Origin of the sequence: Marinobacter sp. BSs20148 (genome assembly GCF_000283275.1) — a bacterium.
In the GTDB taxonomy this organism is placed as follows: Bacteria; Pseudomonadota; Gammaproteobacteria; order Pseudomonadales; family Oleiphilaceae; genus Marinobacter; species Marinobacter psychrophilus.
This window is the reverse complement of sequence record NC_018268.1, coordinates 1,114,497-1,126,830: the sequence shown is the minus strand read 5'-3', so window position 1 is coordinate 1,126,830 and position 12,334 is coordinate 1,114,497. Positions and strand designations below refer to the sequence as shown.

At 56.1% G+C, this 12,334-nt stretch carries 9 protein-coding genes; 2 read left to right on the top strand and 7 right to left on the bottom strand.

Annotation, left to right across the window (positions count from 1 at the left end; translation table 11 throughout):
• Positions 1–101 precede the first annotated feature (101 nt).
• The 3 genes from MRBBS_RS05030 to MRBBS_RS05020 form a co-directional block, all read right to left on the bottom strand.
• A complete protein-coding gene (locus tag MRBBS_RS05030; protein WP_014870352.1) occupies positions 102–602 on the bottom strand; it encodes a L,D-transpeptidase in 501 nt (166 codons plus the stop codon).
• 38 nt (positions 603–640) lie between these two features.
• Positions 641–1,324 carry a TetR/AcrR family transcriptional regulator gene (locus MRBBS_RS05025; protein WP_014870351.1) on the bottom strand — a complete coding sequence of 228 codons (684 nt, stop codon included), beginning with the start codon at positions 1,322–1,324 and terminating at the stop codon, positions 641–643.
• Between the two features lie 66 nt (positions 1,325–1,390).
• A complete protein-coding gene (locus MRBBS_RS05020) occupies positions 1,391–2,308 on the bottom strand; it encodes a hypothetical protein (RefSeq protein WP_041635484.1) in 918 nt (305 codons plus the stop codon).
• Positions 2,309–2,457: 149 nt separating this feature from the next.
• Here MRBBS_RS05020 and MRBBS_RS05015 point away from each other — a divergent pair, with 149 nt between their 5' ends.
• Complete coding sequence (locus tag MRBBS_RS05015) at positions 2,458–3,072, top strand: riboflavin synthase (protein ID WP_014870349.1); 615 nt, start codon at positions 2,458–2,460, stop codon at positions 3,070–3,072.
• Between the two features lie 75 nt (positions 3,073–3,147).
• On the opposite strand, the gene MRBBS_RS05010 is transcribed toward MRBBS_RS05015, so the two are convergent.
• The 4 genes from MRBBS_RS05010 to MRBBS_RS04995 form a co-directional block, all read right to left on the bottom strand.
• Positions 3,148–4,404: a class I SAM-dependent methyltransferase gene (locus MRBBS_RS05010; RefSeq protein ID WP_014870348.1), complete on the bottom strand. Its 1,257-nt coding sequence runs from the start codon at positions 4,402–4,404 to the stop codon at positions 3,148–3,150.
• Positions 4,404–5,498 (bottom strand): class I SAM-dependent methyltransferase, encoded by a 1,095-nt coding sequence (locus MRBBS_RS05005; RefSeq protein WP_014870347.1) that lies wholly within the window; start codon positions 5,496–5,498, stop codon positions 4,404–4,406. The genes MRBBS_RS05010 and MRBBS_RS05005 overlap by 1 nt, the downstream gene beginning before the upstream one ends.
• 14 nt (positions 5,499–5,512) lie before the next feature.
• Positions 5,513–6,193, bottom strand: coding sequence for a carbonate dehydratase (gene can, locus MRBBS_RS05000; protein ID WP_014870346.1), 681 nt, complete (start codon positions 6,191–6,193; stop codon positions 5,513–5,515).
• A 65-nt stretch (positions 6,194–6,258) separates the two neighbouring features.
• On the bottom strand, positions 6,259–11,163 hold the full coding sequence (locus MRBBS_RS04995) for an NAD-glutamate dehydrogenase (protein ID WP_014870345.1): 4,905 nt from the start codon (positions 11,161–11,163) through the stop codon (positions 6,259–6,261).
• Between the two features lie 192 nt (positions 11,164–11,355).
• On the opposite strand from MRBBS_RS04995, the gene MRBBS_RS04990 reads away from it, so the two are divergent.
• A complete protein-coding gene (locus MRBBS_RS04990) occupies positions 11,356–12,330 on the top strand; it encodes an AAA family ATPase (protein ID WP_014870344.1) in 975 nt (324 codons plus the stop codon).
• The last annotated feature ends 4 nt before the right edge of the window (positions 12,331–12,334 follow it).

Here is a 12,334-nt window from a genome sequence, read left to right as displayed (position 1 = left end):
AAATCAAAATCAAAATCAAAATCAAAGAACGCGTTCACGTTGCTGCCCCAGTCGTCTTTCTAAAAATTGCACTCTAGAAAAATCGTTTTTATAAGAAGTTGCTAACGGATCATTACCGCCATTCCCGGCTGTAATCGGGCAAACAGCGCCACCAGGTCTGCGTTACGCATACGCACGCAGCCGTGTGACAACGGAGTGCCCATCGGTTCGGTGTCAGGAGTGCCGTGAATGTATATGAAGCGGCGAAAAGTATCGACCCCGGGGCCGCGATTCACGCCCCACTGCCGGCCACACAGCCATACAATGCGCGACAGTATCCAGTCACGCTCGGGGTGATCAATGGCCAGTTCGGGGTTGTAGATTTCGCCGGTTGGGCGGCGGCCACGGAATACGCTGTTCAGTGGTTGCCCGGCGCCAATCATGACGCGAATATAATGTTGGCCCCGGGGCGTGCAACCACTGCCATCACGCTCGCCGGCACCGTTACGCGCTGTAGACACCGAATATTCGCCCACACACATAAAAGTGTCGTCAAACAGTTGCAGACGCTGAAGGGCAATATCAATAAGCAGATGACTGACAGCAGAATCGCCGATAACCACAACAGGCTCCATTCGGGCTTAGTGGCGGCACTGACTGATTACAACACAGCCAGTGATTCCTGGTCGCAGGGCATAGGAGCCAGCATCGGGTCTTTCGCCTGCATGCCAGCCGCCAAAAATGGCACCAGACGCGCAGCAATCTCTTGCACGCTGGTTTCCACGCCCATCTTGTTGACAAGAATATCACGTAAAGCTTCATTACTGGACATAGTGAAAGCGGTGGCGCCAAGCATGAACTGAATGCGCCAGTAGCGATCGACCACAGAAAGCTCTGGCGTGGCTTCTTTCAACAAACCCATGAAGCGGCTGAAGGGTTCGCTGTATTCCTGCTCCAGAAATTTTCGCAAGTGCCCCTGCGACTGGGTATAGGCCAGGCCAAGAAGCCGCATGAAGATCGCAATGCCTCGCTCGCTGCGCTGGGGCGTTCGCACTGCGCTTTCGGTCAGAGCCCGCAGGGTCTGATTTAACGTTGGCGCTTTGCCATTACAGCTTTTTTCCAGATCGTCAAACGCCGCTTCGGCAGTGGCCGAAAAAGGTGTTAAAAAGCGGGCAAAAACTGCTTGTATCAGGGATTTTTTGGAGCCAAAGTGGTAGTTTACAGCAGCAAGGTTCACTTTTGCCCGGCTGGTGATCATCCGCAGCGATGTTTCAGCAAACCCACGATCGGCGAACAACTCTTCCGCTGCGTCCAAAATGCGATCTACAGTATCTGATTGCGCCATTGTAAATCCTGATTTTATTAGTAAACGTATGTTTTAAACATACGTTTTAAACATACGTTTGAAGAATCAATTTGTCAAGTTAGCACTATCCTTTCCGTCGTCTACCGGGCCGCTTTCCACCAAGCCCTGATCCAGCCCCTCTTGGCGGCTGTCCAGAAACACCTGTTGCAACCTCTGGTACGCTTTGTCTGCCTCTACCAGATAAAACAGATACAGGCGCACGTATTTGCGCTCAGTCAATTGTTGCACCAGTGTATGCGTCTTCGATGCTTCCCGTAATCGCGAAAAGCTGTGACTTGCCAGCGCAGGGTTGAACGCCGCCATACGTTCGCACTGCCACACCAGCCCATCGGCTCCCTCTAGATGCGCCACATGGCGCCTGGCGTCCCGCAGCATTTGCCCGCGCTGTTGCACCAGCTCCCGGTTTGATGGGCGTGAATTGAATACCCTGCGTACCGGCGGTACTGCCAGCAGCAGCGTCGTAACAAACACACCAAAACCTGCACCGCCCAGCCACGCCGGCAATAAGCCAAGCACGCCGCTAACAAAGAAAACAGCGGCAACGGTTACCGCCAGCAACCACAGATCCCGACGCCTTCGCGCAGCAGAAATCCGGGCGTTATCCGGCCATTCCTCCATCGCCAGCAAGTCGTAATCGGCCAGCAGCACCCGGTCACATTGGCGCATCATCAATCGCAGCTGTCGCTGGTGGTTGGCGGCTTTGTCACGATTACTACCAGAGGAAGCATCGCGGCTGCCCGCAGCGTCGGCAGCCATTGCGTCAGACGGCTGCTTGGCGCTTTCATTTGAGCCACTCGACGGTTGAGTGTTATTTTGAGTGACTTGGCCTGCAACCGCGACAGCCTTATCCGCCGCGGCCGGCGCCCGGTCTGCTGCCCGGCCTTGGCGCAATACCGCGGGCGCTGCGGCTGACGATGCCGTTGCAGGTGCCTGTCGCGGCTGGGTGCCTGTATTCTGGGCCATGGGCAATTCCACCTGAAAATGTAAGAACCTATCCAGATTAACGGCGCCGGCGGCAGAATCTTGAGGCGCGCGTTGTTCCTCTGGCGTCATCTGGTTATTCTGGCCCACCGTATGCTACGTCATCATCTCAACCGCACGAGGCTTTTCCCATGTTTACAGGTATTGTTCAGGGCATTGCGATTATTGAAGACGTTATCACTGCGCCAGGGCTCAGTACGTTTGCCATCGCCTTACCCACCGGCAGAGCAGAGGGCGTGACCATCGGCGCCTCGGTTGCCATTAACGGAACCTGCATGACCGTCACCCGCCAGCAAGGTGACGTGCTCTACTTTGACGCCATGCAGGAAACCCTACGGACGACGACGTTGGGCGCTCTGGAGGCCGGCAGCCAGGTGAATTACGAACGCGCAGCGCGCATTGGCGATGAAATCGGTGGGCATTTACTGTCTGGACACATTCACACTTGCGCGCAGGTTGTCGATATTGTGCGCAGCGAAAACAACGTCAGCCTTTGGTTTGAAGTACCGGCAGCCTGGGCCCACTATGTGTTTGCCAAGGGCTACATTGCTATTAACGGCGCCAGCCTGACCATTGGCGAAGTGCATGACAACCGCTTCAACGTGCATCTGATTCCAGAAACCTTGCGCGCCACGGTATTTGGTGAAACCAGCGTGGGCCAGAACGTGAATATTGAAATCGACAGCCAGACCCAAACCATTGTCGACACCTTGGCCCGCTTGGGTTACGACCGCCCTGCCATTTAATCCCGTTCCCTGATCGAAAGGTGCGATTAAAGGGTGTGGTCAAAAGCGGTCGTAGCGGGGCACCAGCGTCTGCATTTAGCGGCTGGCTGCCAACACCACAAATTTAGGGTTGGCGTCTAGCTGGCGCACTTGGGGGAAGAAGCGGCCAAGGCTGCGGTGATACCCCAGATGCCGGTTGCCCACCATCAACAGTCGTCCACCGGGACGAAGATGGCGGCGGGCAGCGGCAAACAGCGCCAAGGCGATATGATCACCCACGACCCCACCCTCGTGAAACGGCGGATTAAGCAGTATCAGATCGAACTCGCCGCCGTCTGCCGCAATGCCGTCGGCATGGCGGAAAGCAAATGCGCTGTGGGGGAATTCACGGGCGGCGTTGGTGGCGGCGCTTATGACCGCCTGGCTGGAAACATCGCTGAAGGTCAGCTCAAGGTGGCTGTTAGCCGCAAGGACTGCCAAGCCAAGTACGCCATTACCGCAGGCTAGGTCTAACACCCGCGCGCCTGATGCCAACGCTGCGGCTGCCTGCGTAACGTGGGGCAGCAATGCCCGGGTGCCGATATCCAGCTTGTCGCGGGCGAACACCGCCGGCAGAGCTGCAACGTTCAGTGCTTTTGCTGTTTCAGCGCCCGCAGCAAGCGAGTAGCCCTGCCACGCCGGGGTCCAGCTTGTTAACTCTGCGCTCCCCTTGCGACATATCACCACCCGCGCTTTTTTGCGCGCCGGGCACACTTTTTCGGTAACAACCACCTGGGCAAATACGTCCACACTGCGGTCTGGCAGGTGTTTTATCATGCCACCGGCGAGTAGCACGCCGTTGTCTGCGAGCAAGGCATTTACCCGTCGAAGCAGCCAGGCCAGGTAGTCGCCATAGCGGGGAATGCGCATGACCACCAGATCAAACGGGCCGTTCAGTCTACTGGCGCTGTGCGAGCTGTTTGTTGCCGTTTCCTGCGCCAACACCGGGTCGTCGCACCAGCTCAGAGGCACTGGCTGATCGCTCAGATTGCTGTGCAGTGGTGGATTCAAAGCAAGATTGTGTGCCAGCAAACGTCCAAGGGCCGCGCTGTCGGCCAGGGTAATCGGCTGCGATTCCCATAGCCCTAGCGTTAGGGCACCAAAGTTGTCATCCACCACCAGTACCCGCGGATGTTGTTTGCCCGCCGGTTGTTTATCCGCCAGCCACTCGTCCTCCATCCAATGCGTGGCCTGCTGCAACAGCAGTTCATCCGCTGAATCCCAGGCTTGAAGGCTGGCAGCCTTGGCATTTGGCTTCGCTGGCTTATCAAGCGTTGGCGCAGGCACCGCACGTTCCAGATTCAACGGCCACATCACTGACGAAAGGCTCGGTACACCGTAAACTTGTTGTTTGCCGCAAGCCGTTCAACCGGGCCAATACAACGACGAATCAAGGCCTCATAAGGCAAGAAGTTGTTGGCCACCAAGCGCAACTCACCGCCGTGTTCCAAGTGGCTGGCCAGGTCGCGCACAAAGCGCTCGGTCATGGTCATATCGGTACGCACGCCGCTGTGAAACGGCGGGTTAGACACCACCGCCTGCCAGCGGCCGTCTAGCCCGGCAATGCCGTCAGACGCAATAATCTCGCCCCGCGCACCCACTCGGTCATAAGTCGCGCGAGCGCTCAGCAGCGCTTGGGACTGCACGTCTACGGCGTCAACGCTTAGGTCCGTGTTTTCATCAATCTGCAACCAGGCGCCAATAACACCAGCACCGCAGGCAAAGTCGAGAACACGCAAGGCCTTGCCGGCCCGCGTTGGCGGTATACCGGGCGCCGCCCGCACCGACAGGGTGGTCAATGGGGTGCTGGCCAGGGTTTCCAGCAAAAGACTTGTGCCCGAATCCAGTTCGCCACGGCTGAACACACCGGGCAAGCCTGCTACCTCGAGCTCCCGACCGGCGGCGCTGACCTGACTCCAATCCAGCCAATCTGCGATGGCAAAGTGCGCAAGCGGTGTTACGTCGTCTGCGCACCACACCTGACAATGCCGCGCACTGTCAATTTTTTGCACCTGAGGCAAGGCCTCGCGCAGCTGTTTTACCGCGCCGGCAATGCCCTCTTTTTTCTCCCCCAGCACCATCAGGCGGCCACCGGGGCGAACCAGCCAACGCGCCAGCGACAGTCGCACATCCAGCTCAGCGCGGGCCTTGGGCAAAAACACCACAACAGAATCGAAGGCTGCGGCGGTCAGGGCCGGGGCGTCATAGCCAAAGGCCACCGGCCAACTGTCGGCCTGTTCCAGGGCCTGGGCGTACCCGGCATGTTCGGTCATAGCCAGGCCAGTGCTGCCCAACGTTGCCAGCTCAGTCAGTAAACCCGGTACAGTAGCGCCCAGCAGGGCGACCTTGCCGGTCAGATAAGAACGATTACGAAGCAGCGCTTCGTGAGAATTAGGTAATGCAGACATGGACGTTCCGTAGTTCAGGCTTTAATCAGGCGGCCGGAGCGCACCGGGCGAAGTACCATTTCATCCACCGATTGTTGGCGGGCATACTCGCTAACGGCCGCGCTGGATATGGGTATGCCCATATCCCGCATTATGCCGTCACGCAGGTCGTATACGAAGCCATGCACGGTTAAGTCTTGGCCCCGTTTCCAGGCGTCCTGAACAATGCTGTTCTGGCACACGTGGTCCACCTGTTCAATCACGTTCAGTTCGCACAAGCGGTCGGCGCGATCTTGCACACTGGTGATGGGTGTCAGAATGTGCCGGTAACGATCACGCACGTCTTGCACGTGGCGCAGCCAGTTGGCAATCAGACCAAAACCCTCGTTTAACAGGGCGGCTTTAACGCCGCCGCAGCCGTAGTGACCCACCAAAAGAACGTGTTTCACTTTCAACACGTCAATCGCAAACTGCAGCACCGACAGGCAGTTAAAGTCGGTGTGCACCACCACGTTGGCCACGTTACGGTGAACAAACAACTCGCCAGGCATCAGGTCCACAATCTGATTGGCTGGCACCCGGCTGTCTGCACAACCAATCCACAAATATTCCGGGGCCTGCTGATTTGATAACCGATCAAAAAACTGTGGGTCCTGTGCCTTAATACCCTCTGCCCAGGCCCGGTTTTTTTCCAGTAAATAATCCAGTTGCCCCATCTACGTGCTCCGATTTTTGAGTTAAGGCGACGGATTGAACGGGAATTGCTCCCGTTAATCAATACCTAGTTCGCATCAGAAGCCGTTTCTACCGGTTCAGCGGGTGCCTGGTGAAGCGTTGTCTGCGCCAGGTCCAGTAGTTCCCGCAGGGCCACAGAAAACATCGCGTATTCCGGCTCGGGGCTGCGCTTCAACTCGACCAACATCTCTTGCCAGCGGTCAATCATGGGCTGGTGATGGGCCATCCATTGATCCACGCACTGGGCCACATCATGCGGTTCCCCTGCTTGCTGCAGCACGCCGGTGGTCAGCGCCCGCTGCTGCCAGTTCAGGTCTTCACGGAAACTTTCCCGCGCCAGCGACTGCCAGTGGCTGGCTGGCACCAGCGCCGAGATGGCGCCGGCAAACCAGTTCAGCTGCAGACGTTCGCTGATTTCGTAGTACAAGCTGGCCACAGTTTTCAATGGCACATCTGTCGCTTCTTGGGCTTCGATAATACCCAGCGACGAATACAAATAGTTGGTGCCGGCCAGCACCGGCGCCAGATCTTCCGGCACTCCGGAATCCATCAGAGCCTGATAGCGCTTCTGCCAGAGTTTACGGGTTTGTCCGTTAAGGTAGTCTGGCAGGCCCGCAGTAATAGCCCAAACGCTGTCGGCAAAGCGCTCAATGTGATGGGCAATCGACAGTTCGGCGCGGCGATTACGCAAAAGCCATTTCACAGTGCGCCGCATCAGTCGCATAACTTCTTGCATCAGTTCTATCTGTAGCTGAGCGCTTATATGGAAATCCAGGTCTTCAATACGGTCCCACCAGGTGTCAACACGGAACAGATCGCGGGCAATAATCCAGGCCAAGGCTATCTGCGCCGAATCGGCGCCGGTCGCTTGTTTGATGCTGTCGACAAAAATGATGCCCATGTGGTTGACCATATCATTGGCAATCTGGGTACCAATGATTTCCCGCCTTAGCTGGTGTTCGCCCAGCTCGTCGGCAAATTTGCGATTAAGCTCCCGCGGAAACACCTTGTACATTTCCCCCGCCAACAGCGGGTCATCAGGCAGGTTGCTGGCCACCAGGGTCTGCTTTAAGTCTGCCTTTACATACGCAATCAACACCGCAAGTTCCGGCCGTGTCAGGCCTTTACCTGCCTGCTTGCGCTGGTTTAAGGCCTCGTCGTCGGGCAAAAACTCCAGCTCGCGGTTAAGTTTGCCTTCTGCTTCTAAGGTGTTCATCAGCCTACGACATTCTTCAATGCGCTTGGGGGCATCTTCGCTCGCGATGCTCAGAGCCTGGGTCTGGCGGTAATTGTTCTTCAGCACCAGCGCAGACACGTCTTCGGTCATGTCTTCCAGCAGCAGGTTGCGCTGTTTAGCGGTCAAATCACCCATCACAATGGAGCGATTGAGCAGAATCTTTATATTCACTTCGTGGTCTGAACAGTCCACACCGCCAGAATTGTCAATGAAGTCGGTGTTCAAGCGCCCGTCTTTGAGCGCGTATTCAATACGGCCGCGCTGTGTAAGGCCCAGGTTACCGCCTTCGGCAACCACCTTGCAGCGCAGGTCAGCGCCGTTGATACGAACGCCGTCATTGGCTTTATCGCCGACATCGCTGTGGCTTTCACCACCGCCTTTGACATAGGTGCCAATACCACCAACCCATAGCAGGTCTACCTGCGCTTTGAGAATGTGGGCAATCAGCATGTTGGGCGGCACCCGATCTGCGTTAATTCCTAGCAGGGCTTTGATTTCGGGGCTCAGCGGAATGGATTTCGTACTGCGGCTAAAAACGCCACCACCGGCGGATAGCAACTCGCTGTTGTAATCAGTCCAGGCCGAACGCGGCATTTTGAATAGGCGCAGGCGTTCTTTATAACTCTTGGCTGCGTCTGGAGACGGATCGATAAAAATATGGATATGGTTGAACGCCGCTACCAAGCGGGTTTTTTCTGAGCTCAGCAGGCCGTTGCCAAACACGTCACCGGCCATGTCACCAATGCCCACCACGGTAAACTCGTCGTCCGCCGGGTTAATACCCATCTCCCGGAAGTGTCGCTCTACCGATACCCAGGCGCCGCGGGCGGTTATAGCCATTTTTTTATGGTCATAACCATTACTGCCGCCAGAGGCAAAAGCATCTCCCATCCAGAAATCGTAATCGGCAGACAGGCCATTGGCGATGTCAGAGAATGTGGCGGTGCCTTTGTCGGCGGCTACCACCAGGTAGTGATCGTCTGCGTCTTGGCGCACCACGCTGAGCGGCGGCACAATATTACCGTCCACCAAGTTGTCGGTAATATCCAGCAACCCGCGAATAAAGGTCTTGTACGCTTCTTTGCCTTCGGTTTGGAAGGCCTCGCGGTTAGAGGCTTTCGGCAGCTGCTTGGCAACAAAACCGCCCTTCGCTCCCACCGGCACAATCACCGCATTTTTTACCTGTTGCGCCTTTACCAGGCCTAGCACTTCGGTACGGTAATCTTCAAAACGATCCGACCAGCGCAGGCCTCCGCGCGCCACTTTACCACCACGCAGATGCACACCTTCTACGCGCGGCGAATAGACGAATATTTCAAACATCGGCATCGGCAGTGGCATGTCCGGAATGCCGGTCGGATCCAACTTTACGCTGATGTAAGACTTGGGCTGGCCAGACTCGTCGGGCTGGTAATAATTAGTGCGCAGGGTGGAGTGAATCAACTCCATATAAAACTTGAACACACGGTCTTCGCTCAGGTTTTCTACTTCTTCCAGCCCGGTGTTGAATTCCACCAGCAGTTTCTGCTGCGTAGCCTCGCGCTTGGCCGGGCTGTAACCGTTATCCGGATTAAAGCGGGCCTCAAAGTAGGCCAGCAGAACTTCGGTCAGGTTCTTGTGGTTGAAAAGAGTTCTGGCAATAAAGGTCTGGCTGTTGGAAAAGCGGATCTGGCGCATGTAACGGGCATAGGTGCGCAGCAGCGCAATCTGGCGCCAGCTCTTATAAGACGATTTCATCAGACGGTTAAAGGCGTCGTTCTCGGCATCGCCGCGCCACACACGACGGAAAAGTTCTTCAAACAGCGGGCGCAAACGCTGAAGGTCGACCGTGGCGCCGGAAGCCGTGCGCAGAGTGAAGTCGTGCAGCCAGACCACTTCGCCATTGCGGCTGGTCATTTCAAAAGGGTGTTCGCTGAGCACGCGGAAGCCGAAGTTGTCGAACACCGGCATAACGTCTGACAAAGGTACCGGATGGTTGGGATAGAACAATTTAAAGTGGATGGTGCTGTCGTCTTCTTCCAGCGCCCGGTAAAAACTCATCGCCATGTCGCCGGTTTTGGCGGCACTGGCAGCGTATTCCAGATCAATGGCGGCGCGACGCGGCGAAAACATTTCCAGGTAACTGGCAGGGAAGCCAGTACTCCAGTTACGCTTCATCTCGCTGCCTTTCTCTTCGCCCCAGGCCTCGGTAAGCGCCTCTAACAACCCGTCACTCCAGGACTGTGCGAGCCCGAATACCTTTTGGCGAATCTCGGCCAGTTGCAGCTGGCGGTTTTCCATAGGCGGCACGCGAATGGTGAACTGCACCCGCGCCAGAACCGATTCAGAAAAATAAGTGACAAATTCAACGTCTTCAGCGCCCAGGGTTTCTATTAAAACCTGCTCAACTTTCAGACGCAGTTCGGTGTTGTAGATGTCCCGCGGGAAATAGGCCAGGCACGACACAAACTGGCCGTACACGTCCTCGCGCATGAACAGTTCAATGCGCCGGCGTTCCTGGATGTACAGTATGCCGGTGGCCAGTCGCAGCAGCTCTTCGGTATTGAGCTGAAACAGCTCGTCACGAGGCAACACCGTCAGAATTTGGTCAAGCTCTTTGCCGGTATAGTCGTCACGGGGGAAGCCGGATTGCGTCATAACGCTTTCAAACTTGCGGCGAATCAATGGAATCTGGTCCGGCCGCTCGTTGTACACCCGAGCGGTATAAAGGCCCAGAAAGCGCCGCTCACCGACGACCTCACCCTTCTGATTGAAGCGTTTTATGGCAATGTAGTCCGGGTAGGCCGGACGATGTACGCGCGAGCGCTGGGCGGATTTAGCAAAGATAAGCACATCGTCAGTGCGGGTCATTTCCTGACCAGTGCGGTTAGGCAGCTCGCTTAAACGCACACACACGGGGCGTTCGTTGTTCACCCGCAATATGCCAAGTTCGGAGTCTTTTACCCGGCGCACTTCCACGCCGTTTTTGTCGTTTACAAAGTCGTACTCGTCGTAACCCAAAAACGTGAAATGGTCTTCTTGCAGCCAGGTCAAAAATGCCTGTGCTTCTTTTTTCTGCTGATGACTGATGTCTCCAGCGGAATGTTCCAGCTCCTCGCGACTTTCAATCACTTTCGCGTTGACCCGGGGAAAGTCACCTACAGCGATGCGTACTTCGTGCAATACGCTCTGCAGTACCTGTTCCAACTCGACCATCTCTTCCGGCGCGCTGTGGCGATCAATCTCAATGGCAATGAACGCCTCTTGAGCAAACCCGGCCGGTACCGCCCCGCTGGCATCTTTACCGTGCAGACTGGCCAACTTGCCATTTTTATCGCGGCTGATCTGAAGCACCGCGTGCTGAATAGAATGGGTACCAATTTCGCGCTGGTTAATGGCAATGCGCAGTGAGTCAATCAGAAACGGCATATTGGGATGAATGATAAAAATCATCGTATGTGTAGATGTCCACCCGTCGCTTTCCAGATCGGGATTGAACACTGAAACCGGGGTCTCGTCTTGTCCGCGATGGCGCAGAAACTGCCATGCCGCCATTACGCCGCCATAAATATCTGAAAATCGCCGCTTGACCAGTTCTTCCAGAGGTATCTGCGAGTAGTACTGCCGGGCAAATTCGCTGATTCGAGTGGCTTCCGTTTTAGCAATTTTTTCGCCAAACGCCTCTTCTAACTGAGAAAAAAAGTGTTCCTTACTGGCCACTGTCAGCGCATTCATAGCGTACCTCTAGTTCGTGTGATCGGTGGAGCTGGTGCTTGTACCGTTGTTGTCGCACAAGGATATGCCAAGCGCTTGATTTTTGCCGGCATCTCCGCAAAATTGCGGCAACTACTTATCAGTCCAATTTTATCAGTTCAATTGTTGTAGCATAGCTATCTTTTACCGTTACCGGTCACGAGTACCTTGCCTATGTCATCGCCGTTATCACTTCAGCAGACTTTTTTAAATCTTCAGAGTCAGCTGGAAACCCGTATTATTGGCCAGAAAATTTTGGTTAATCGCCTATTGATGGCTTTGCTGGCCGATGGCCACCTGCTGGTGGAAGGCGCCCCGGGGTTGGCGAAAACCACCGCCGTCAAAACCTTGGCTGAATATATTGAAGGCGACTTTCACCGCATCCAGTTCACCCCTGACCTGCTGCCTTCCGATGTAACCGGCAGCGAGATCTATCGCGCGGAAACCGGTCTTTTTGAATTCCAGCGCGGCCCGGTGTTTCACAACCTGGTGCTGGCCGATGAAATAAACCGCGCCCCCGCCAAGGTGCAATCGGCGCTGTTGGAAGCCATGGGCGAGCGCCAGGTCAGCGTGGGCATGAACACCTTCCCGCTGGAACCGTTGTTTCTGGTGATGGCGACGCAGAATCCGATAGAACAGGAAGGCACTTACCCGCTGCCGGAGGCCCAGCTCGACCGCTTTCTGATGCACGTGTTGATTGATTACCCCGATGCCAGCGCCGAGCGCCAAATTCTGCATCTGGCGCGCCGCGACTTTCGCCAGCCTGCGGCCGCCGTTACCTGCCGCGTTAGCGCCAGCGAGGTGTTTGCCGCGCGCCAGCAAGTGGCCGACGTACACATGGCAGAAGCTGTTGAAGATTATTTACTGGCGCTGGTGCTAGCCACTCGCAAGCCTGCAGAACTGAGCCCGGAACTGGCGCGCTGGGCCAGTTTTGGCGCCAGCCCGCGGGGCACTATCGCACTGGACCGTTGCAGCCGCGCCCTGGCTTGGCTTGACGGGCGCAACTATGTGACCCCGGACGACATCCGCAATGTGGCCTTTGACGTGTTGCGCCACCGGGTGCTACTAAACTTTGACGCCCAAGCTGAAGGCATCAGCACCGACGATTTTTTGCGGCGACTGTTAGAATGTTTGCCGGTAACGGCGTAATCCG